The organism is Enorma phocaeensis, from assembly GCF_900186505.1.
In the GTDB taxonomy this organism is placed as follows: domain Bacteria; phylum Actinomycetota; class Coriobacteriia; order Coriobacteriales; family Coriobacteriaceae; genus Enorma; species Enorma phocaeensis.
Window position 1 is genome coordinate 327,958 of record NZ_LT891969.1, and the last position, 22,995, is coordinate 350,952.

Genomic DNA, 22,995 nt, shown 5'->3' on the forward strand with positions numbered 1-22,995 from the left:
GTACATGGCCTATCTACACGAGGACGAGGGGGTTTACGCCTCGTCCGTCGCGGTAGTCTTGGATGCTGTTCTCCTTGTGCTGGACTTGGCCGCGTCGGTCTTCTTTGCCGATGCTTTGGCGGTTGTTGTCGCTTTGGCTTTTGATGCGCTCGCCTTGGCGGATGTCGCCTTGGCCTTAGTCGCCCCCGCCTTGGTGGAAGATGCGCCCTTTGCTGTCGAAGTCCTTTTCGCGGGAGCCTTGGCTACCGTCTTCTTAGCGTTCGAGCTCTTCGCAGCGGGCTTCTTGGCAGGTGCGGCGGCAGGGTCCGTGATGGGGGCGGCTTTACGCACGCCGGTACGGCGCTTGGGCTTGGGCGGCACATAGGAGCTCGGTCCCTGGCGTTTGAGGACGACGCCGGCAAGCCCGGGCAGCGCAATGGTAAGGGAGTTCTCGCAGCCGTTCCACGGGTACGGAACGCTCATGTAGACGGCATTATCCGTGTAGCCGCTGCCGCCGTATTCCGGATCATCTGAGTTGAACACGACCTCCCAGTCGCCCTCGCGTGGAACGCCTAGGTGGAACTCGGCATAGGATGCCGGGTCGAAGTTGATGATGACCACGAGGTCGTCTGCGGGGTCCTCGCCGCGGCGGACGAACGAGATGATGGATTGCTTGGCGTTGTCCGCATCGATCCATGCGAAGCCATCCTCGGTGTAGGAGCGCTGCCAGAAGGCGGGCTCGGCGGTGTAGAGATGATTGAGGGCCTTGATGAAGGCTTGATGGCGTGCGTGGGTCTCGAACTGCTCCGTGAGGAACCATTGGATCGACTCGTAATACCGCCACTCGATGAATTGCGCGATCTCGTCGCCCATGAACGTGAGCTGTGCGCCGGGGTGCGCCATCTGGTAGAACGCGAGCGTGCGCAGGCCGGCGAACTGGCGCCACCAGTCACCGGGCATGCGGCCCATGAGCGAACACTTCCCGTTCACGACCTCGTCGTGCGAAAGCGGGAGCACGAAGTTCTCGTTGAAGGCGTACATGAGCGAGAAGGTGAGGAGCCTGTGGTTGCCTGGTCGCCACGGGAAGTCCGTCTGCATATAGTGCAGGGTGTCGTTCATCCAGCCCATATCCCACTTGTAGTGGAAGCCCAGGCCGCCCTCTTCGGGCGGATAGGTTACAAGCGGCCAAGCGGTCGATTCCTCGGCGATCATCATGACGTCGGGGAACAGGCGACCCACCGCGGCGTTGACCTGCCGGATGAATGCCGAGGCATCGAGATCCTCCTCGGTGCCGTACTTGTTGAACTTCTTCTTACCGGGGTCGTCGACGCCGAAGTTCAGATACAACATGCTGGATACGCCATCCATGCGCAAGCCGTCTGCATGGAAGAGCTCGATCCAGAATAGGGCGTTGGAGACCAGGAAGCTGCGCACCTCGCCACGGCCGAAATCGAACTTATGCGTGCCCCAGTTGGGGTGGATCTCGCGCTCATAGAGCATCTCGCCGTTGAAGGTCGCAAGGCCCTCGTCGTTGGCGCAGAAGCCGCCGGGCACCCAGTCGAGGATGACGCCGATGCCTGCCTGATGGCATGCATCGATGAAGTGCATGAACTGCTTGGGCTCTCCATAGCGCGACGTTGCGGCGTAATAGCCGGTTCCCTGGTAACCCCAGGAACCATCGAAGGGGTGCTCCATCACAGGCATGACCTCGATATGGGTATAGCCCATGTCGCGGACGTATTCGACGAGCTCGATCGAGAGGTCGTCATAGGTGTAGAACGTGCCGCGCTGGGCGGGGAAGGGGTCGCCGGGGCCGGGGTAGGTGCCGTCTTCGCGCGGTTCGCCTTGCGGTTCATCGCCGTGGCGCTTCCAGCTACCAAGATGGACTTCGTAGATATTCAGCGGGCGTGCCATGTGGTCGTGTGCGCGACGCTCCTCGAGGAACGCCGCATCGCCCCAAGAATATCCGGAAAGGTCCATGAGGCGCGATGCGGTGCCAGGTGCTTGCTCGGCATAGAATCCGTACGGATCCGCCTTATAGATGAGTCTTCCATCCGTGCATTCGATAACATATTTGTAGAGGTCGCCTTCAGTAAGGCCGGCAACGAAACCCTGCCAGACGCCGCCGCCGAGATGCTCGAGCGGATTCGCCCACGTGTCCCAGCCGTTGAAATCGCCTACGACATGAACGCTTTTGACTTCCGGTGCCCATACGGCGAAATGCCAGCCTTCGACTTCGTCCTGAACATCCGGGTGCGCGCCGAGCTTCTCCCAGCTGCGTTGCCACATCCCGCCAGCGAACAGATTGAGATCGTCTTGCGTGATGATCAGGCGAGGTTCCAGAGCGGGTGAGGTGCCCGCCTCCGTCGCGCGCTGCGCTGCTGTGGCTTTACGGGTGCTCATGGACGCTTCCAATCGTTCGGGCGGCGTTGTGCCACCATCCGATAAGGCTGTCTGGGATCCCGCTTGCGCTTGGGTTCGAACGTTCGGTCGCGTTCCACAAGCGTACCCGCCGATGGAACCTAGACGATGAATAGCATACCATGTTGATGCTCGTGCCTGCCTTAAACCACTGTAAGGTTTGAGCGTTCCGGTTAAACGGGGTAGGTTCTGGTACCATCCAAAACGATGCTCCCCACCTCGTGAAAGGTAGTTACATGGATAGTCCGGCAGTGTTCCTCTTCGATTGCGACGGGACCATTCTCGATTCGATGGCGATGTGGCTCACCGGGCAGCAGCGACTTCTTGCACGTTACGGTATATCAACGACCGAAAGGGATTTCGCCGAGTTCGAACATCTCTCTCTAGAGAAAGAGTGCGATGCGTACCATCGCAAATGGGGTGTCGAAGAATCCGGCCAGGCGCTGTATCGAGTGTTTCATGAGATGATCGCGGAGGGGTATCGCAATCTGGTTGCTCCGCGAGAGGGGGTCCGTGCGTTTCTCGGGGCGGCGCGCAATCTGGGCGTTCTGATGGGAGTTGCCACTTCCACCCCGGCTGATCTGGTGGAGGGAGGCCTTTCCTCCCATGGGCTCGAGGAGTTCTTCCTCACCGTCACCACCACGGAGGAAGCTGGTAGGTCGAAGGAATATCCAGACGTCTACGATTTAGCTCTCAGGCGCGCTTCCGAGCGAGCGGGCATTCCTGTTCCGCGGCGCGATGAGGTGTGGGTGTTCGAGGACGCGCCGTTTGGGCTTGAGAGCGCGGGTAAGGCGGGCTACCGTACCGTGGGTATTTTCGACCCGCACGGAAGGCATCGGCGCGAGCGCGTCCGCGAGCTGGCGGACGTGTTCATCGACGAGTACGTCGAGCTCTCGCCTGAGCGCCTCTTGGATGCGATGCGCTGATGGGTTCCTTTGCGCAAGGTGTCTTCGAGCATGAGCGGGGCATGAGGGTGCTGCTTGTGGGAGGTTCGCCCGAGCGCGCCTCTGCCGAAACGGTCGCTCGCGCTGCGAACGGGTGCACAGCGGTGGTCGCTATCGATCGCGGCCTCGATTCCGTTCTGAGCGCCGGGCTTCGCTGCGATCTGTTCTGCGGTGACGTCGATTCCGTGAGCCCTGAGGGTGCGCTTGTCGTCGAGCGCGCTGAGCGGGGAGAGGAGGATTTCGATGTCGTGCGCTACAACCCCCATAAGGATGATACCGATCTGGGCCTTGCTCTCTCGGAGGTTGGTCGCCGATGGGCGGGGGCGACGGTTGTCGCAACCTGTTTTTCCGGAGGGAACCCTGACCATGCTCTAGCCGTCATCGGTCGCTTCGCCGCATGGGGTGGTAAGGTCGTTTTTGCGGAGGATGCGTTTTCGGGGGGCGTCCTGCGAGCCGGTGGCGTCTTTCCCATCCACGACGCGCAGGGCTGTCGGTTCTCGTTCGTCCCGCTCTCGCCTGAGGCGGAGGTCTCAGAGACGGGGATGCGCTGGGAGCTCGATCATCGCACGGTCCCCCTTCTCGACGATCTGGGAATCTCGAACGTCATCGAGATGCCTGACGCTCGCATCACCTGCCACAAGGGGACCATTGCCTGCTGGCTGTTCTCTTGATGCGCTCTTGGTGCATCTCTGCATAAGGAAAGCCCCGGCATGAGCCCGGCTGCGCTATACATCGCATAGCTCGACAGCATCCGGGCGATCAAGCCGGGGCTTCGACGCGGTTCATTTCCTGCGCGGGCTATCCCTTACTGGTAATCGAAGACATCGACCCAGCTCAGCAGGAACTCCTCATCGACCTTGCGCTTGCGGGCAAGCTCTGAGGCGGCGATGACGGGCATCCACTGGTGGACGATCTGCATCGGCATGTCGGCGCGGTTGCAGTAGGTCTCCAGGTAAGCCTCGGCCTGCTCCTTGCTGTTGAGGGCGAAGAGCAGGTAGGTCATCGCAACGTCGGCTGCAGGGGCGCCCTGGGTGGCGTGCGCCCAGTCGCAGACGGCGAGCTCGCCGTTCTCGCCCACGATGACGTTCGTGGGGTTGAAGTCGCCATGGCACACGCTCTGGCCCTTCTTGAGGCCGTCAAGACGCTCGAGAAGGTTGTAGCGAGTGGTCGCGTTGATCTGCTCAAGGGAGTTGATCATACGCGAATACTTGGCATCCTGACGATTGAGCAGGGGAGAGCTGTAGCCGTGGATCTCGATCTGGAGGTCGACGAACTGCTCAAGGTACTCACCGAAGCGCTGGGGCTCGGCCTCGATCTTCTCGGCGAGGGTGACGCCGGGGATCTTGCTCGTGATGAGCGCCCAACCGTTTTCGTCGCCTTCGATCTGGGTTACCTCGATGGCCTTGGGGCTGGGGATGCCGCACTCGTTGATGCGGGCGAGGTTGAGGGCCTCGTTGAAGACGTCGGATACCGGCTTGGTCTCGTTGAACACCTTCGCGATCTTATCGCCCAAGTCGTAGACGACCTTGTTGCCGCGACGGGCGAGCTCGGTCTTGGAATCGGGAAGAATCATCGTTCAACGTCCTTTCTCTCAAGGGTTGAGATTCGCTTAGGTCCAAAGGAGCCGGGGCGAGCTCGGCGCAAGCCCCGGCGCGATAAGGGCCTTACACCTCGTAGGACTGGGGCTCGCGGCCGTAGTAGGCGTCGAGGTAGAGCTCCTTGATCTCGCTGATGAGCGGGTAGCGCGGGTTGGCGCCGGTGCACTGGTCGTTGAAGGCCTGCTCGCTCATCTCGTCGAGGGTGTCGAGGAAGTACTGCTCGTCCACGCCGTACTCGGCGATGGTCTTCTTGATGCCGATGGTGTCCATGAGCTCCTCAAGCTTCTGGATGAAGTTCTCGAACACCTCGCGGTCGTCCTTGCCGGTGCAGCCGCAGTAACGGCCGAGGTCGGCGTAGTCGGCGAGCGCGTGCGGATACTGATACTGCGAGAAGGTGCCCATCTTGACCGGCTTCTCGGCGGCGTTGTAGCGCATCACGCGAGTGAGGATGACGGCGTTGGCCAGGCCGTGGGGCAGGTGATGGAAGGCACCGAGCTTGTGGGCCATGGAGTGGTTCACGCCGAGGAAGGCGTTCGCGAAGGCCATGCCGGCGAGGCAAGAGGCGTTGTGCATCTCCTCGCGAGCGTGCGGGTCGGCAGCACCCTTCTCGTAGGCCGCGGGCAGGTTCTCGAACACGAGCTTGGCAGCGCGCATGGAGAGGCCCTTGGTGTAGTCGGAGGACATGATGGAGACATAGGACTCGATGGCGTGGGTCATGACGTCGATGCCCGAGGCGCAGGTGAGGCCCTTAGGGGCGGTCATGGCGTTGTCAGCATCGACGATGGCCATGTTCGGCATGAGCGCGTAGTCGGTGATCGGCCACTTGATGCCGGTGTTGGCATCGGTGATGATGGCGAACGGGGTCACCTCGGAGCCGGTACCAGAGGAGGTCGGCACGGCCACGAAGTAGGCCTTCTTGCCCATCTCGGGGAAGGTGTAGACGCGCTTGCGGATGTCCATGAAGTCCATGGCCATATCCTCGAAGTTCGCCTCCGGGTGCTCGTACATAAGCCACATGATCTTGCCGGCGTCCATCGCGGAGCCGCCGCCCACGGCGATGATCAGGTCGGGCTCGAACAGGCGCATGCGCTCAACGCCGCGCTCGGCGTCCTGCAGACGCGGGTCGGGCTGGATGTCGTAGAACGCGTCGTGCGCGACACCCATCTCGTCGAGCTTGGCCTCGATGGCCTTGCAGTTGCCGTTCTTGTACAGGAACTGGTCGGTGACGATGAAGGCGCGCTTCTTGCCCATGACGCGGCCGAGCTCGTCGAGCGCGACGGGCGTGCTGCCCTTCTTGAAGTAGACCTTCTCGGGAGCGCGGAACCAGAGCATGTTCTCGCGGCGCTCCGCCACGGACTTGATGTTCAGCAAGTGCTTCACCCCTACGTTCTCGGACACGGAGTTGCCGCCCCAGGAGCCGCAGCCCAGCGTGAGGGACGGCTTCATGGCGAAGTTGTACAGGTCACCGATGCCGCCCTGGCTGGAAGGCGTGTTGATCACGATACGGCAGGCCTTCATGGTCTCCTGGAAGAGCGCGATCTTCTCCTTCTCGGCGGGGTGCACGTAGAGCGAGGCGGTATGGCCCGGGCCGCCGGCGAGCACGAGGTGCTCGGCCTTGTCCACGGCCTCCTGGAAGTTCTTCGCATGGTACATGGCGAGAACGGGGGAGAGCTTCTCGTGGCTGAACTCCTCCTTCGCCGGATCGGTCGAGGTGACCTCGGCGATGAGGATCTTGGTCTTGGCGGGAACCTCGATGCCGGCGAGCTCGGCGATCTTGGCTGCGGGCATGCCGGGGATGCGGTGGTCGAGGGCGCCGTTCTTGAACATGGCCTCGCGCAGGGCCTCGAGCTCCTTGCCCTTCTTCACGAAGTAGCAGCCACGACGCTGGAATTCGGCCTTCACCTGGTCGTAGACGGAATCGAGCGCGGTCACGGACTGCTCGGACGCGCAGATCATGCCGTTGTCGAAGGTCTTGGAGTGGATGATGGAATTGACGGCGTTCAGGATGTCGGCGGTCTCGTCGATCACGACGGGGGTGTTGCCGGCGCCGACGCCGAGGGCGGGCTTGCCCGAGGAGTAGGCGGACTTGACCATGCCGGGGCCACCGGTGGCGAGGATGATGTCAACCTCGCTCATGAGCTTGTTGGTGAGCTCGAGCGTCGGCTTGTCGATCCAGCCGATGATGCCCTCGGGGGCACCGGCCTTGACAGCGGCCTCAAGCACGAGCTTGGCGGCAGCGATGGTGCACTGGGCAGCCGCCGGGTGCGGGGAGATGATGATGGCATTGCGGGTCTTCAGGCAGATAAGGCACTTGAAGATCGCGGTGGAGGTGGGGTTGGTGGTGGGGATTACCGCGCCGACGATACCGATGGGCTCGGCCACCTTGGTGATGCCGTAGGCCTCGTCGTGCTCGATGACGCCGCAGGTCTTGGTGTTCTTGTAGGCGTTGTAGATGTACTCGGCGGCATAGTGGTTCTTGATGACCTTGTCCTCGAGCACACCGCGGCCGGTCTCCTCGACCGCGAGCTTGGCGAGCGGGATGCGCGCCTTGTTGGCGGCCATGGCCGCCTGGTAGAAGATCTCGTCAACCTGCTCTTGCGTGTAGGTTGCAAAGACCTTCTGGGCCTCGCGCACCTGCGCGAGCTTGGCCTCGAAAGCCTCGACCGAGTCGACGACCTCAGGGGCTGCCGTAACCGTTGGCTTTTTCACCATGTGTCTCTCCTTGCGACTGGTGACTTACCCTACAGCCTAAAGTTTAGCAAGATATTTCTCGGCGAACGGAATAATTCCGACGAATGGCATATTAAAACGCTTCAATTATTTTTAGCGTTTCAATTGTAAAGACCGAGTTAGAAGCCGGTATGCATTCATGTTCGTTGCCTATCGAAGAGCGCGATTGTAAAGTGCATCCATCTTCCTTCAACTACGGTTGCCATCGGATAAGCGTATGAGGGAACGCACGATGAATCTGGTGGAATAGATCTAGAAGAAGATCCTTCGCGATCTGGTTGGCGGGCGCGCAAATGCGTCACTTTATCTGGACGTTTTGCCGCGATTCTCAACAATGTGTCTAGATAGAAGCTTCTCAACGTGCTCCGGTGACTTGCTGGACCTTCGAGATGCCGCTAGAGAGCTGTTTTCTTGCTTCTGGAGACCAATTCTGGCTCTTTCCCAGCATCTCGACATAGCGGTTGGACTTCGAGATCTGCCTGTAGAGCCATATTCAGTAATTCAGAATCCTAAGAGCGCGAAAGCGGGCGTCTCTATACCAAGCCCTCAAGTGGGCGTACTTGCCGGCGGTGGCATTCGAGACGAATGGAGCGGATGTTCTGTGAGGGTATTCTGCGAGCCGGGCATCCGGCTAGCTCTTGGTATGCCGCTTGTGAGACGGTGAAAAAAAAGACGCACCCTATCGGATGCGTCTTTACATACAAGGATGATCCCAAGGAGAGGGAGCGCTACGAACGGGCCACCTTACCGGACTTAAGGCAGTTGGTGCACACGTTCATCTTCTTGCGCTGGCCGTCCACGACGCAGTACACGCGCTGAATGTTGGGACGGAACTTACGGTTGGTCACGCGGTGCGAGTGGCTAATGGAGCGACCAGCAACGGGGTGCTTACCGCAGACTTCGCAAACTTTGGACATTTCAAAACCCTCCTTGGGCGGTCATTGGTTACCGCTTAATCAAACAGATAGGAACTATAGCATAGAATGCAAGCAATACGTGCAATCTTCACGAAGAAATAGGGAGTTCCTCCTGAAGATGCGTGATGCGCTCGTGGGAGTAGGCGCACATCACCGGCACGTGCTCAGGCATTCTATCACGCCGGCGCACTTATCGAGATGGATCCGTTCAATATCGCCTTCACGCGCAGGCTGGTATAGCTAAAAATAGTGCGGTACCGAAGTAATGGAGATGCTGTGAGGCGATCCGTCAGTTTTCGAGTCGGCCGCATTGCATCAGCCAAGCGGGTATATTCGCATCCGTTGCGACCGCGCCATCCCTATGCTGTGCATGCGTCGCAATACATATATAGGTAGATAGGGAAGCGAGGGGCGTACCACTCGAAGTGAAGCGCGCTTCACGCCGCATCAACGTTGGTACGACCCATCGGTTCCGATGCAGTGGGGGCTGCGCTTCGCGCGAGGCGGGAAGGGAGACCATTGAAGATCTTCAAGTTCCTAAAAGGGCATATTCTGAATCTGGTGCTCGCCCTTGTCCTCCTGTGCATCCAGGCTAACTGCGAGCTGACGCTGCCTGGACTCATGAGCGACATCGTGGATGTGGGCATCAGCCAGGGCGGTATCGATTCGTCCGTGCCCAACGAGATTCGTGCGAGCGACCTGGAACAGGTCGAGCTCTTCCTTTCTGATGATGAGGCCGCGCAGGTTGAGGCCGTGTACAGCGCCGGTTCGGGTGATGCGGTTCGCACGTTCGCGGGATCAGAAGAGGACCGTGCGGCACTCGAGGCATTCATCGGTGAAGCCGAGATGATGGTCTACCAGATCAACCAGGGCATTCCAATCGATGAGTGGGCCGTAGGCGAGGACGCCGAAACAATCGCGGCGCTCGAGGAGCAACTGGGAGATTCCGTTGATCTCAACGAGCTCATCGCCCTGAGCGAGGCCGCCGCTGCGGCGGACGGGCGCAGCGTCGAGATTGGTCCCGGCAGCCTCTACGAGATGCGCCGTCAGGCGATTGAATCGCTAGGTGATACCGGTGACTCCATCGTGGAGAGCCGCGCCGTCGCCTTCGTTCAGGATGCGTACCAGACTGCCGGCGTGGACCTCAACCAGGTGCAGACCGATTATCTGCTGCGCACGGGCGGCACCATGCTCGCGTATGCGCTCCTCACAGCGCTCTGCGCTCTCCTCGCCGCATTCAACGCTTCGAAGACCTCGGCGGCGATCGCTCGCGACCTGCGTCATGATCTGTACCAGCGCGTGCTTGAGTTCTCTCCTGCCGAGATGAACAGGTTCTCCGCCGCCTCGCTCATCACGCGCGGCACGAATGACATCCAGCAGATTCAGATGGTGCTTGTGATGTGCCTGCGCATCGTGCTCTTCGCGCCGTGCATGGGTGTCGGCGCCATCTTCCGCGTGATCACGAACTCAACGGGGCTCGAGTGGATCCTCATCCTGGCTATCGTGCTCATCGCCGTGGCCATCGGCGTGCTCTTCGGCCTTACCATGCCGAAATTCCGTATCATGCAAAAGCTCGTTGACAAGAACAACCTCGTCGCACGCGAGATCATCACGGGCATCATGCCCATCCGCGCCTTCGGCCGCACGAAGTACGAGGAGCAGCGCTACGACGAGGCGAACCGCGAGCTCACGAGCACGTACATTTTCACCAACCGATGCATGACCTTCCTCATGCCGATGATGATGGTAATCATGAACGTCACGACCGTGGGCATCGTGTGGTTCGGTGCCCAGGGCGTGGATGCCGGCACCATCATGGTGGGCGACCTCATGGCATATATCAATTACGTGATGCAGGTCATCATGAGCTTCATGATCATCACCATGATCTCGGTCATGCTGCCGCGCGCCGACGTCGCCGCTGAGCGCGTGCAGGAGGTGCTCGCGACCCATTCGAGCATCGAGGATCCCGATCCCGAGCATGCTGTCACGCGCGAGTGCGCCGAGGGCTGGAAGGGCGTCGTGCGCTACAACGACGTGACCTTCACCTATCCCGATGCTGACGTGCCTACGCTCGAGCACATAAGCTTCACGGCGGAGCCGGGCAAGACGACCGCGATCATCGGTTCCACGGGCTGCGGAAAGTCGTCGCTCGTGCAGCTGCTGCCACGTCTCTACGACGTCACCGAGGGATCCATCACGGTGGACGGTGTGGATATCCGCAGCATCCCGCTCGAGGAGCTTCGGCGCTTCATCGGCTACGTTCCCCAGAAGCGCATGCTCTTCAGCGGCACCATCGAGAGCAACATCAAGTACGGCGACCCCTCCATGTCGGATGCCGACATGGTCGAGGCGGCGGGCATCGCGCAGGCCACCGAGTTCATCGATGGCAAGCCGGACGGGTACCAGAGCCCTATCAGCCAGGGCGGCTCCAACGTTTCCGGCGGCCAGAACCAGCGCCTCTCCATCGCGCGCGCACTTGCGATCTGTCCCAAAGTGCTCGTTTTCGACGACAGCTTCAGCGCGCTCGATTACAAGACCGACGCGACGCTGCGCGCCGAGCTCGCTGAGCGGGCGTCCGATGCCGCGGTGATCATCGTTGCCCAGCGCATCGCGACCATCATGCATGCCGAGGAGATTCTCGTGCTCGATGACGGGCGCATCGTTGGCCGCGGCACGCATGAAGAGCTCCTGCGCACCTGCCCCGAGTATCTCGAGATCGCCAAGAGCCAGCTCTCACCCGAGGAGCTCGGCCTCGATGCCGCGTCCTCCCCGCAAGAGGTTGCCGTGTTGGAAGGAGGTGAGCGCTGATGCCGCGTCCAGGAGGAAACCGTCCCGCGTCCGAGAGGGCTAAGGATTTCAAGGGCACGATCAGGAAGCTCATCATATATATCTCGCATGAACGCATCGCCCTCATCGTGGCGCTTATCTGCGCCATCGTGTCAGTGCTCTTCAACGTGGTGGGTCCGCGCGTGCTCGGTCAGGCAACAACTGAGCTCTTCAGCGGCCTCATGGCCAAGGTTGCCGGCACCGGCTCCATCGATTTCCAGAAGATCGGCATGATCCTCATCGGCCTGCTCTGCCTGTACGTGGCATCTTCGTGCTTCAACTTGCTGCAGGGCTGGCTCATGACGGGTATCACCCAACGCGTGTGCTATCGCATGCGCAGAGAGATCATCGAGAAGATTGACCGCATGCCGCTCAGCTACTTTGAGTCAAACGCGGTTGGAGACGTGCTCTCCCGCGTAACGAATGACGTGGACACGCTCGGTCAGTCGCTCAACCAGAGCGTGACCCAGCTCATCACCTCGGTAACGCAGATCATCGGCGTGGCGGCGATGATGGTGAGCGTCTCGGTGACGCTTGCGGGCATCACGTTCCTCACCATTCCGCTGTCGCTTCTGCTCGTGCTCATCGTGGTGCGCTCCTCGCAGCGCTACTTCCGGCAGCAGCAGGTCATCTTGGGCCGTGTGGACGGCATCATCGAGGAGAGCTTCTCGGGCCAGAACGTCATCAAGGTGTTCAATCGCGAGCAGCGCGCCGTGGCCGACTTCGACGTGGAGAACGACCGCCTGTACACCTCGGGCTGGCGTGCCCAGTTCCTCTCGGGCATCATACAGCCGCTCATGAACTTCGTGGCGAATCTCGCTTACGTTGCCGTGGTATGCGTGGGCTCGTTCCTTGCCGTGGGCGGCGCCGTGACCATCGGTGACATCCAGGCGTTCATGCAGTATGTACGCAACTTCACGCAGCCCATCACGCAGCTGTCGCAGGTGTCCAACATGCTTCAGCAGCTCTCGGCTGCAGCGGAGCGCGTCTTCGAGTTCCTTGCGGAGGATGAGGAGACGGCCGATGCCCAGACACCCGAGCTGCCGCGTTGCCGGGGGGAGGTAACCTTCGACCACGTGAAGTTCGGCTACGTTCCCAACAAGACCATCATCCATGACTTCTCGTGCAACGTGGAGCCGGGCCAGACCGTGGCCATCGTTGGCCCCACGGGCGCGGGCAAGACCACGCTCATGAAGCTTCTCATGCGCTTCTATGACGTGAACGCTGGCTCCATTCGCGTGGACGGCGTGGGCCTGCGCGATTACGCCCGTGGCGACCTGCGCGAGAACTTCGCTATGGTGCTGCAGGACACATGGCTCTTCAAGGGGTCGGTCCGTGAGAATATCCGCTACGGTCGCGCCGATGCGACGGACGAGGAGGTGGAGGCTGCTGCTCGCGCGGCACTCGCCGACCACTTCATCCGCACGCTACCCGGCGGATACGACTTCGAGCTCAACGAGGACGCCTCGAACGTGAGCCAGGGTCAGCGCCAGCTCCTCACCATCGCTCGCGCGTTCATCGCTGACCGTCCCATCCTCATCCTGGACGAGGCGACCTCCAATGTGGACACGCGTACCGAGGAGCGCATCCAGCGCGCGATGGACGCGCTCATGCAAGGTCGCACGAGCTTCGTGATCGCGCATCGGTTGAGCACCATCAGGAACGCGGACGTGATCCTGGTGCTGCGCGACGGCGATATCGTTGAGAAGGGCACGCACAATGAGCTGCTCGCACTCGGCGGCTTCTATGCCGAGCTCTATAACTCGCAGTTCGCAGAGGGTGGGGAAGAGGAGTAGCCTATCCCTCCAGAGCACATATATGCAAACAGGCCCGGTTCCGAACTGCTCGGAACCGGGCCTGCTCCGTTACGGGCATGGGTAGAAATGCTTCCGCTATGACTGCTTCGTGGTTGCCTGCAGACGGTCGAGCTCGGCGCAGACGCGCTCGAGGGCATGGTAGTTGGCGATCACGAAGAGCTTGCGGCTGCCGCCGTCAGCGAGCTTGGCAAGCACGTCCGCCACGGTGTCGGCTCGTTCGGCTGTGATCTGCGCTGCGGAAAGCGCGCGGTCGAGCGGATCGGCGATCTCGCCTCCATAGAAGACGGGCACGCCGGCTTCCACGGCAGGGTGCAGCATCGAGAACTCGATGCCATCGACCCAGCTGTAGTCGCCGTTGCACTCGACCATGTCATCCATGAGGAACGCGACGGCGTAAGGCTCGGGGTACTTGAGGGCCATATGGATGTTCTGGTTGAAGCCCACGGGATTCTTGGCCATGTTCGTCATGATGGCGCGCCCGCCGACCGCATATTCTTGCAGACGGCCGTTCTTGGGGTCGAAGGTCGCCACCACGTCGCGGAACACCTTGGCGGGGCAGCCGAGGAGCGCCGTTGCGATGCGCACTGCTAGCAGGTTGTACACCATGTAGAGCCCGGTGCAGGGCACGAGGACGTCGCTCACGGCGAAGTCGCGGCCGCCCAGCTGCTCGGTGGAGCCGGCGATGTCGATCAGGAAGCCCCCGGGAACCTCTCGGATGTTCGAGGCGATCACGTCGAGCGCGGGCGCGGCGGACTTGCAGGAGGGGCACGACCAGCGGCCGAGCTGGCTGTAGTGGCGCAGGTGGTAGTCGTCCTCATCCAGTTCGGCACCGCAGACAGGGCATCGCGCCCCCTCGAACGCGTCGGCGCCGTCATCGGGCGCGGCGTCCTTGATACCGAACGAGATGACGGGATGCGGGGCCGTCACGCGCTCGAGCACGGCCTGGCAGTTGGGATCGTCGCCGTTGACCACGATCAGCGACGCAGCGGGCAGGTCGTTGAGCGCCTGCGCGATGGCGTCGTAGATGCGGTCCATGGTCCCAAAGCGGTAGATCTGGTCGCCCTCGAAGAGGTTGATGAGGTTGAAGATCTTCGGCTTGAGCTTGGGCGTGACGAAGCGCGTGTACATCTCGTCGCACTCGAGCAGCGCGAAGGGCGCGGTGCGTGAGTCGAGCAGCGCCGTGATGATGCCCGCCTCGAGGTTGGAGCCCGCGCGGTTGCAGAAGACATCGTGGCCTGCACGCTCCATGCAGGAGGCGATGAGGTTGTTGGTCGTGGTCTTGCCGTTGGTTCCCGTGGACACCACCGACGCCTCGGTGACCTTGCTCGCTTCGAAGGCGAGCACATCTGCGTCGATTCGTTTGGCGACCTCGCCTGGGAAGTTCCCGGCGTTCATGTTGAGTGCGTGCTCAAGAGAGCGGACCGAGCGCCCGGCGAAGCAGGCTAAGCGAGGGAGGGGCATGGAACCTCCTCATACAGGTGCAGCAGATAGTTCTGGTGTCGAGGGATCCCTGTGGCCGTCGCGGCGATTCCACCCCGATCGGTATGTCGCGCTGGCGTTCATCCTGACGTATGTACCTTACCACGCCAGAAGCGCAACCATTTCATTTCCAGAGGATGCCGCCCCGTTTTGCCCCAGGGGTTCCCTGCAATCCTGCTCGAGCTGTGTTGAGTTGATTTCGCCTGCACAGGAGTTGCGGACGTAGTAAGATACTTAAGATTACTCCCGAAGCACCGGTGCTCATCATGCATCAGATAAGGAGCTTGCTGTGCCAGAGACTGTACCCGGAAGCCTGAGCGTCTCCAACGACGTCATCGCCGATATCGCCGGTTATGCCGCTATGTCCTGCTACGGCGTGGTGGGAATGTCCGAGCAGCTGCAGGGCGCGGAGAGCGTTCGCCTGCTCCCCGGCCAGCGCCTGCGCAAGGGCGTGCTCGTTTCCTCCACCGAGGACGGCCTTCTCGTCGATCTCCATGTGGTGCTGGAGAGCGGTGTCAACATGAAGTCGGTTTGCGAGAACCTCTCGAGCGCGGTCGCGTTCACGCTTCAGGAGATCGCGCAGATCGACCCTGCTCGGCTTAAGGTCATCATCCATGTTGACGCCCTAAAGAATCGCGCCTAGCGTTCGCGCGACCTCACCACGATTGATAGACGGAGATATACGCTGATGATTGCGAAGACCATCCGAACCTGCTTTCCCATTGCTGCCGCCGCGGTGTCTGACAAGTCGGAGGACATCAACAAGCTGAACGTCTTTCCCGTGCCCGACGGCGACACCGGCACCAACATGTCTCTCACGCTCGCTTCGGTCGTGAAAGAGCTCGCTTCGCTGCCGGCGGACGCCGACATGGAGGCGATTGCCGCCGCGATCACGCATGGTTCCCTCATGGGCGCTCGCGGCAACTCAGGCGTCATCACCTCGCAGATCCTCCGCGGTGTCGCTGAGGGCCTCATCGGGGCGACCGATCCCGTTTCGTCCGCGGACATCGCTGCGGCTCTTCGCCGCTCGGTGAAGGTGGCCTTCAAGGCTGTTCGCAAGCCGGTCGAGGGAACGATCCTCACCGTGCTGCGCGACATCTCCACGCGAGCCGATGCTTGCGAGAAAGCGCGTGATTCGGTCGAGGAGACCCTCGACGCCATCGTGGTCGAAGCCTATGAGTCCGTTGCCCGCACGCCCGATCTGCTCCCCGTTCTTAAGGAGAACGGCGTCGTCGACTCTGGTGCGTTCGGCTTTGCCATCTTCCTCGAGAACTTCGTTGCCGCGGCGCTCGGCCGCTCCACCGTCAAGGTTGAGGATTTCTCTGCCACCTTCGACGCCCAATCCGCCCGCGAGGATGCGCTCGCTCAGGTCAAAATCGAGGCCAACGATGACTGGGAGGGCTCGGAGTACCGCTATTGCAACGAGTTCCTCTTCAAGGCAGATGCTCCCTTCGATGAGGATGAGTGCCTCGCGTTTCTCGCCTCCATGGGTGATTGCGAGCTCCTCGTGGGATCCTATCCCGATTACAAGATCCACGTGCACTCCAACACTCCCAACCTGGTGCTCGAGCACATGCTGCAGCTAGGCCAGATCTACGAGGTGTTCATCCATAACATGGATATGGAGAGCGCTGAGCGTACCGCTAAGATCCACGAGGATCAGGACGACGCGCCTGCTGCGCCTGCAAAACCTTTGGGCTACGTCGCGGTAGCTGCCGGTTCCGGCGAGGCGGAGATCCTTCGGTCGCTCGGCGTCGATGTGGTCGTGTCGGGCGGTCAGACCATGAACCCGTCCACGGCGGATCTCCTCGATGCTGTGAACCAGGTCAATGCCGAGGCGGTCATCATCCTGCCCGACAATGGCAACATTCGTATGGCCGCCGAGGCCGCTGCGAGCGCATGCGAGGACAAGCGGGTTGCCGTGGTGCCCACGAAGACCGTGCCGCAGGCGTTTAGCGCGCTGTTCGCCGTCCTGCCCGACTCTTCGCTCGAGGATGCTGTCGCCGCGATGACCGAGGCGATCGACGAGGTGCGTGACGGCGAGGTCACCACCGCGGTCCGCGATTCCTCGGCCGCTGATGGCTCACCCATTCATGCGGGCGACGTCATGGGAATCGTCTCCGGGTCCATCGAGGTCGTTGGCTCCGATGTGAAGCAGGTCACGCTTGAGTGCATCGATCGCATGCAGCAGGAAGAGGAAGGCGATTCGCTCACCATTCTCGCCGGCGCCGACCTTTCTGACGAGGACTTCGAGGACCTCATCGCTGCCATCGAGGATGCCCAGCCTGACCTGGAGATCGATTCGCACCGCGGCGAGCAGCCGCTCTATCCCGTCATCTTCTCGATCGAGTAGGCTCGCTGTCCATGGGAATCGAGACCGCCCGCTACGCGGTGCCCCGCGTTGCGGGCAGTCTTTTGCACGCTTCGCGCCTTAACGATGATGTGGCACGGCTCAAGTACGTGTCCGGTGCGCGCGAGGAGGCTTTGCGCCGGCTGGGGATAAACACCGTCGCCGATCTGCTCACGCACATTCCTCGTCGCTACCTTGACTTCAGCCATGCCTGCACCATCGAGGAGGCGCCGTTGGGCGAGGTGTGCACTATTGTGGCGACGGTCGATCGCGTGCGGGAGAAGCACCCGCGTCCGCGGCTCTCGGTCGTGGAGGTATTCCTCGTCGATGAAACCGGTGCGTTGCAGCTTGCCTTCTTCAAGCAGCCTTGGATCGCCCGCGAGCTTGCTCCAGGCGACCGGCTCGCCGTGATCGGTAAGGTCGAGTTCGCGTACGGATTCAAGCAGATGTCCTCGCCCCACTACGAAAAGCTCGACGAGCGCGCGCAAGCGGGGACGATCGTGCCGGTACATCCGGTGGGCGAAGGCGTTACAGTCGCCTGGATGAGGCGCATCGTCTCGGTTGCTCTTCACAATATCGCAGGGCTCGTCGATGCATTGCCGGCACGGCTGCGTGCCCGCCGTGGGCTCATGAGCGCCCAGGCCGCGCTGCGTTCCATCCATTTTCCGTTCGACTTCGTGGAGCGCGATCGCGCGCGCGAACGCCTCGCCTATGACGAGCTGCTTTACCTTCAGCTCGCCCTGCGTCTTCGCAACGACGCCAATCTGCTTGGCATCACGGGCTATGCGCATGAATCAGGAAAGCGCGTCGAGCTCCTGCGTTCAGCGCTGCCCTTCACCTTGACCGATGAGCAGGAAGCGGCCGTATCCGAGATCCTCTCAGATATGGCCGACGGGAGCCTCATCATGAATCGCCTGCTCCTGGGTGATGTTGGTACGGGCAAGACCGCGGTTGCATGCGTGGCGCTTGCATCGGTTGCCGACACGGGGACCCAGGCTTGCGTGATGGCGCCCACGGGCGTGCTCGCCGGTCAATATGCGGTGAAGTGCGGACCCTTTCTCGACGCAGCCGGTATCAGCTGGGCGCTCCTTACGGGGGCGACGCCCGCAGCCGAGCGGTCGCGCATCGTAGAGGCTGCGGGTACGGGCGGTCTCACGGTGCTCTTCGGCACGCATGCGGTGCTCTCGGAGGACGTCATCTTCGAGCGCCTCTCGCTTGTGGTGATCGACGAGCAGCATCGTTTCGGCGTCGGCCAGCGCAATACCCTGCGCTCCAAGGGGCCCGGGGCGGACTTGCTCGTCATGACGGCAACTCCCATTCCACGTACGCTTGCGCTCTCCGTTTACGGCGACCTCGAGACGAGCATCATCCGGACCCGTCCAAGTGCCGGCGCGGGCGTGACCACACACGTGCTCACGGAGGCCAACAGGGATATCGCCTACGGGTCGATACGTGAGGCTCTTGCGGCAGGCATGCGCGCCTACGTCATATGCCCGCTTGTAGAGGACTCCGACGACGGCGAAGAGCTCGATGACATCTTTGACCAAGCCGATGATGGGGCGCAGGGGCAATCCCATGGGCGCTTGCACAGCGTCGCTTCCGAGCTCCCCAAGCTCAAGCGCGCGTTTCCCGATGCGAGCGTGGCAGCGTTGCACGGTAGGATGTCCAACGCGGATAAGGACCGTGTGATCGAGGGCTTTAGGAGCGGCGAGATCCAGATCCTGGTATCGACAACCGTCGTGGAGGTGGGCGTGGACGTGCCGGAGGCCACGGTCATGGTCATCGAGAACGGGGAACGGTTCGGGTTGGCGACGCTGCACCAGCTGCGCGGCCGCGTGGGCCGCGGACGCTGGGCGGGAACGTGCTATATCATGACTCATGCGAAGGCGAGCGGTAAGCGATCGACTGCTCAGGAGCGTTTGGAGGCGCTTGAGCAGACCGGTGATGGCTTCGCGCTGGCGGAGCTCGATCTGCGTCTCAGGCATGAAGGCGAGATCCTGGGTCTCAGGCAGCATGGCGGGGTCGCGCTGCGCTTCGTCGACCTTGATGCGGATGGCGACCTCATCGAGGCGGCGCACGATGATGCCGTGGAGCTCTTGCGCTATGCGCCCTCCTTACAGTCGGTCGCGACCATGCCTGTTCGCTACGAGGTGATACGGCGCTATGGCGATGTGTTCAGAGAGGTGAGCGGAGGATGAGGATCGTTGGCGGTGTTTGGCGCGGTAGGAAAATCGCGGAGCCGTCTGGCCGCGATGTGACCCGCCCTACGACCGATCGCGTGCGGGAGGCCTGTGCCTCGATCGTGAACTCAGCGCTCGAGGAGGGCATCGAAGGCGCTCTCGTCCTCGATGCATTCGGTGGATCGGGCGCTCTTGGTATCGAGATGCTCTCGCGCGGGGCCGCCCATGCAACGTTGTTCGACCTCGATCGGCGTGCTGCGACGCTCATCAGGCGAAATCTTGAGAGTCTTGATGCCGATCGGGGGAGTTGGACCGTGGTGTGCGGGGACGTGCTTGCCGCAGCGGCGCGCGGCAAGGTCCCGGGCGGCCCCTTCGACGTCGTGCTCATCGATCCGCCTTATGCGCTTGGCCCAGGTCCCGCCGAGCAGCTCCTCGAGGCGCTTGCCGCCCATGGTCTTATCGCTCCGGGAGCCGTCGTTCTGAGCGAGCGATCTTCCGAGCTTCCGGCTCCTGTCCCCGCTGGCTTTACATGTGCTAAATCGAAGCGCTACGGCGGTACCACCGTCGATGTGCTTTTGCCTCAACCATCACCTGACCAGGAAGGAACCGCCTGATGGCAAAGACATCTAGGATCGATCATGTGCTCGTTCCCGGAACCTTCGATCCAATCACCTTTGGCCACGTCGACGTCGTGCGCCGTGCAAGCCGCATCTGCCCGCGGGTGACGGTCGCAGTCGCTGAGTCCCTCGGAAAGAACGGGGTCGGCACGACCTTTTCCCTTGAGGAGCGCGTCGAGCTCGCCCGCGAGGCGCTTGGCGCCTATGAGGACCTCGCGCAGGTCGAGGTGCTCCCGTTCACGGGGCTGCTCGTCGATTTCGCCCGAGAGGTGGGCGCTGGAGCGGTGGTCAAGGGACTCAGGGCGATGACCGACTTCGAGTACGAGCTCCAGCAAGCCGACCTAAACTATCGGTTGGATGCCGAGCTCGAGTCGATTTTCGTCATGAGCTCGCCGCAGTACGGCTATCTCTCGTCTTCGGTGGTACGGCAGATAGCATCGTTTGGTGGAGATGTTTCGGAATTCGTGCCGCAAAACGTCGCGCGCGCCCTCAAGGTTCGATTCGCCTAGTTGCGCGGGTACCATGTGGTACCATGACAGATTGATATGTACCCGACGAGAGGAGAACGGATGCCGGGCGAGAACTATCCGGGCGATCGCATCGTGAGCCTGGTCGAGGAGCTCGAAGCCCTCATCGAGGAGGCTAAGCCGCCGTTCGGCAAGAACGCGCAGTTCAAAGTCATCGAGGCTGACGTGTTCTACAACATCCTCGACGAGATTCGCATGAGCTATCCCGATGAGTGGCAGAAGTCCCGTCGCATCTTGAAGGAGCGCGACGAGCTGCTCGCCTCGGCAAACGCTCAGGCCGACTCCATCATCGCCGATGCCCAGCAGCAGGCTCTCACCATCGCTGGCGAGCAGGAGATCGTGCGCCTCGCGCAGCAGCAGGCAGACGATATCCGCGATCGCGCCCAGCAGTATGAGCGCGAGACCCGATACGCGGCAGAGGACTATGCAGAGCAGGTGTTCTCGCATCTTGAGGAGAACCTGAAGAGCCTCACCAATACCGTTGCCCGCTGCCGCCAGCAGCTCAACGAGGGCGCTAACAACACGCAGAACGGTGCTTGGTAAGATGGCGATCTTCGACCCGGTGCTCATCCCGCTCGCCGACCACCTCGAGAATCCCGGCGATAGCTATCCGCTTGCGGGCACCGTCGATGCTGCGTCATATACGGTCGGCGACAAGGAATTCGCGCTGCCCCATGGCGTCTCCTACGACGTCGTGCTCACCAATACCGGCGATGGCGTGCTCGTAACGGGGATCGTCCGCGCAGAGGCGCTAGGAGTTTGCGATCTGTGCCTGGATCCGGCTCATCTCGATATCGCGAGCGAGATCGAGGAGTACTACCTCTTCGATGAGCCGGAGGATCCCGAGGCGTTCGAAGATGGATTCGAGGTCATCGGTCCCGAGCGGACCCTCGACCTTGCCGAGGCCATCTCGGACGCCGTCGTGCTCGATACGCCCTTCGTGGTGCTCTGCAAGCCTGACTGCGCCGGTCTCTGCCCGGTTTGCGGTTGCAACCTCAACCGCGAGAGCTGCGATTGCGCAGACCGTGCAGCGGAGGAGCGTGCGAAGTCAGATGCCAACCCCTTCGCGGCGCTCAAGGACTTGAAGTTCGACGAGTAGGGATCGCGCTGGCCAGATATGTGCACAAAACCTGCACGTTCTATGGTCGAACGCATTCCTGCAAATAACTGCTGTACATACGAGCCGGCGGTATGCTAACATCACTGCTTGCGCGTAATCACGCTGTATGCAGATATAAGGAAGGTCATCATGCCAGTACCCAAGCAAAAGCAGGGCCGCATCCGCACGCATAACCGTCGCTCGGCCAATATGAAGATCGATGCCCCCTCTCGTTCCACCTGCCCGCGTTGCGGCGCTGTGAAGCTTCCGCATCACGTGTGCCCCAATTGCGGCTACTACAAGGATCGTGAGGTCATCGTCACCGAGTAGCCCAGTGTGTGCACCTGTTCAGCAGGTTGCGCAGGAGCCCGGGAGCGGCATGGCCGTTTCAAGGATCGATGAGGCCGGCTTCCAAGTCGGCCTTTTCTCTATCGCAAGGAGTTGCACGATGAGTGAGGTCCGAGTAGCTGTAGACGTAATGGGCGGCGATGAAGAGCCGCAGGTGGTGCTCGATGGAATCGCGGCGGCTCTGGCGGCCGATCCCGAGTTGATCGTGCTCGCCGTTGGTCCCGAGGGGCTGGTCGTCCCGTTCGCTGAGAAGCACGAGCGCGTGGAGCCGCTTGCTGCTCCCGATGTGATCGAGATGGGAGACGATCCCATCAAGGCCGTCATGAGCAAGCGGAAGTCATCGATCGTCGTGGCGTGCCGCGCCATCAAGAAGGGTACGGCTGAGGGGTTCTTCTCCGCGGGTGCTACCGGTGCCGTTACGGCTGCCGCCACCGCCTATGTGACGCCATTCAAATATGAGGAGGATGGCGAGCAGCATCCCATCAGGCCGTGTATCACCACCGCGCTGCCCAACCGCAAGGGCGCGCTCACGGTGTTCTGCGACATGGGGGCCAATCCCGATGTCGAGCCTGGCGATATGCTGCGTTTCGCCCAGATGGGCGCTGCCTACGCGCGGGTGGTCTGCGGTATCGCGTCCCCGCGCATCGGCCTGCTTTCCAACGGCACCGAGGATTCCAAGGGGTCTCATTTCACCAAGGAGTGCTTCCAGCTCATGAAGGGGCGCCTCGATGGCTTCGCGGGCAACTGCGAGGGAAGCGACCTCGTTTCCGGCGATTACGATGTCGTTGTTTCCGATGGTTTCGCGGGCAACGTTGCGCTCAAGGCCACCGAAGGTTGCGCCAAGTTCATCCTCTCTGAGCTCAAAGGCGCGTTCTTGGGTTCGCTCAAAGGCAAGATCGCCGCGTTGCTCATCAAGGATAGCCTAGCCGAGATCAAAGCGAAGCTCTCGGGTGATGCCAAGGGAGGCGCGATTCTTCTGGGCCTCAAGGGCGTCGTGCTGATCGGCCATGGGGCGACTTCGGTCGAGGCGGTGAAGAACGGCACCCTTGCGACTGCCGAAGCGATCCGCGCCGGCCTGGTGGAGAGCGTGACCTCTGCCGTCGACTCCATCGTCATCAAGTAGGGTGGCAGCACGGCCATAGCTCGTGCCGGCAATTCAT

The 22,995-nt window shown here is 61.6% G+C and carries 18 protein-coding genes; 13 read left to right on the plus strand and 5 right to left on the minus strand.

What is annotated here, in order from left to right; all coding sequences use genetic code 11:
* Window positions 1-33 precede the first annotated feature (33 nt).
* Window positions 34-2,382 carry a 1,4-alpha-glucan branching protein GlgB gene (glgB, locus tag C1717_RS04385; protein ID WP_102372011.1) on the minus strand — a complete coding sequence of 783 codons (2,349 nt, stop codon included), beginning with the start codon at window positions 2,380-2,382 and terminating at the stop codon, window positions 34-36.
* 254 nt (window positions 2,383-2,636) lie between these two features.
* On the opposite strand from glgB, the gene C1717_RS04390 reads away from it, so the two are divergent.
* Together C1717_RS04390 and C1717_RS04395 are read left to right on the plus strand one after the other, a co-directional pair.
* Window positions 2,637-3,326, plus strand: coding sequence for an HAD family hydrolase (locus tag C1717_RS04390; protein WP_102372012.1), 690 nt, complete (start codon window positions 2,637-2,639; stop codon window positions 3,324-3,326).
* Between the two features lie 41 nt (window positions 3,327-3,367).
* Entirely contained in the window at window positions 3,368-4,015 is a 648-nt protein-coding gene (locus C1717_RS04395) for a thiamine diphosphokinase (protein WP_102372308.1), read from the plus strand.
* Window positions 4,016-4,149: 134 nt separating this feature from the next.
* On the opposite strand, the gene C1717_RS04400 is transcribed toward C1717_RS04395, so the two are convergent.
* The 3 genes from C1717_RS04400 to rpmB all read right to left on the minus strand — a co-directional run bounded on the left by C1717_RS04400 (window position 4,150) and on the right by rpmB (window position 8,589).
* On the minus strand, window positions 4,150-4,917 hold the full coding sequence (locus tag C1717_RS04400; protein WP_102372013.1) for a phosphotransferase family protein: 768 nt from the start codon (window positions 4,915-4,917) through the stop codon (window positions 4,150-4,152).
* Between the two features lie 91 nt (window positions 4,918-5,008).
* Window positions 5,009-7,654: a bifunctional acetaldehyde-CoA/alcohol dehydrogenase gene (adhE, locus tag C1717_RS04405; RefSeq protein WP_102372014.1), complete on the minus strand. Its 2,646-nt coding sequence runs from the start codon at window positions 7,652-7,654 to the stop codon at window positions 5,009-5,011.
* Between the two features lie 746 nt (window positions 7,655-8,400).
* On the minus strand, window positions 8,401-8,589 hold the full coding sequence (gene rpmB, locus C1717_RS04410) for a 50S ribosomal protein L28 (protein ID WP_019128451.1): 189 nt from the start codon (window positions 8,587-8,589) through the stop codon (window positions 8,401-8,403).
* Between the two features lie 519 nt (window positions 8,590-9,108).
* On the opposite strand from rpmB, the gene C1717_RS04415 reads away from it, so the two are divergent.
* Both C1717_RS04415 and C1717_RS04420 read left to right on the plus strand, forming a co-directional pair.
* The gene (locus tag C1717_RS04415) at window positions 9,109-11,400 is read left to right on the plus strand and encodes an ABC transporter ATP-binding protein (protein WP_102372015.1); all 2,292 of its coding nucleotides are present in this window, start codon (window positions 9,109-9,111) and stop codon (window positions 11,398-11,400) included.
* On the plus strand, window positions 11,400-13,214 hold the full coding sequence (locus C1717_RS04420; protein WP_102372016.1) for an ABC transporter ATP-binding protein: 1,815 nt from the start codon (window positions 11,400-11,402) through the stop codon (window positions 13,212-13,214). The genes C1717_RS04415 and C1717_RS04420 overlap by 1 nt, the downstream gene beginning before the upstream one ends.
* A gap of 96 nt (window positions 13,215-13,310) precedes the next feature.
* Here the strand turns inward: C1717_RS04420 and C1717_RS04425 are convergent, their stop codons facing one another.
* Complete coding sequence (locus C1717_RS04425) at window positions 13,311-14,696, minus strand: MurT ligase domain-containing protein (protein WP_102372017.1); 1,386 nt, start codon at window positions 14,694-14,696, stop codon at window positions 13,311-13,313.
* A 307-nt stretch (window positions 14,697-15,003) separates the two neighbouring features.
* Between C1717_RS04425 and C1717_RS04430 the strand changes: the two genes are divergently transcribed.
* The 9 genes from C1717_RS04430 (at window position 15,004) to plsX (ending at window position 22,958) form a co-directional block, all read left to right on the plus strand.
* A complete protein-coding gene (locus C1717_RS04430) occupies window positions 15,004-15,357 on the plus strand; it encodes an Asp23/Gls24 family envelope stress response protein (protein ID WP_180965838.1) in 354 nt (117 codons plus the stop codon).
* Window positions 15,358-15,402: 45 nt separating this feature from the next.
* Window positions 15,403-17,067: a DAK2 domain-containing protein gene (locus tag C1717_RS04435; RefSeq protein ID WP_102372018.1), complete on the plus strand. Its 1,665-nt coding sequence runs from the start codon at window positions 15,403-15,405 to the stop codon at window positions 17,065-17,067.
* An 11-nt stretch (window positions 17,068-17,078) separates the two neighbouring features.
* Entirely contained in the window at window positions 17,079-19,262 is a 2,184-nt protein-coding gene (locus tag C1717_RS04440; protein ID WP_102372019.1) for an ATP-dependent DNA helicase RecG, read from the plus strand.
* On the plus strand, window positions 19,259-19,858 hold the full coding sequence (rsmD, locus tag C1717_RS04445) for a 16S rRNA (guanine(966)-N(2))-methyltransferase RsmD (RefSeq protein WP_102372020.1): 600 nt from the start codon (window positions 19,259-19,261) through the stop codon (window positions 19,856-19,858). Before C1717_RS04440 ends, rsmD begins: the two co-directional genes overlap by 4 nt.
* Window positions 19,858-20,370 carry a pantetheine-phosphate adenylyltransferase gene (coaD, locus tag C1717_RS04450; RefSeq protein ID WP_102372021.1) on the plus strand — a complete coding sequence of 171 codons (513 nt, stop codon included), beginning with the start codon at window positions 19,858-19,860 and terminating at the stop codon, window positions 20,368-20,370. The genes rsmD and coaD overlap by 1 nt, the downstream gene beginning before the upstream one ends.
* 60 nt (window positions 20,371-20,430) lie before the next feature.
* Window positions 20,431-20,931 carry an ATP synthase subunit B family protein gene (locus C1717_RS04455; protein ID WP_102372022.1) on the plus strand — a complete coding sequence of 167 codons (501 nt, stop codon included), beginning with the start codon at window positions 20,431-20,433 and terminating at the stop codon, window positions 20,929-20,931.
* Between the two features lies 1 nt (window position 20,932).
* On the plus strand, window positions 20,933-21,487 hold the full coding sequence (locus tag C1717_RS04460) for a YceD family protein (protein WP_102372023.1): 555 nt from the start codon (window positions 20,933-20,935) through the stop codon (window positions 21,485-21,487).
* A 150-nt stretch (window positions 21,488-21,637) separates the two neighbouring features.
* A complete protein-coding gene (gene rpmF / locus C1717_RS04465; protein ID WP_019128440.1) occupies window positions 21,638-21,817 on the plus strand; it encodes a 50S ribosomal protein L32 in 180 nt (59 codons plus the stop codon).
* Window positions 21,818-21,935: 118 nt separating this feature from the next.
* Window positions 21,936-22,958 carry a phosphate acyltransferase PlsX gene (plsX, locus tag C1717_RS04470; RefSeq protein WP_102372024.1) on the plus strand — a complete coding sequence of 341 codons (1,023 nt, stop codon included), beginning with the start codon at window positions 21,936-21,938 and terminating at the stop codon, window positions 22,956-22,958.
* Window positions 22,959-22,995 lie beyond the last annotated feature (37 nt).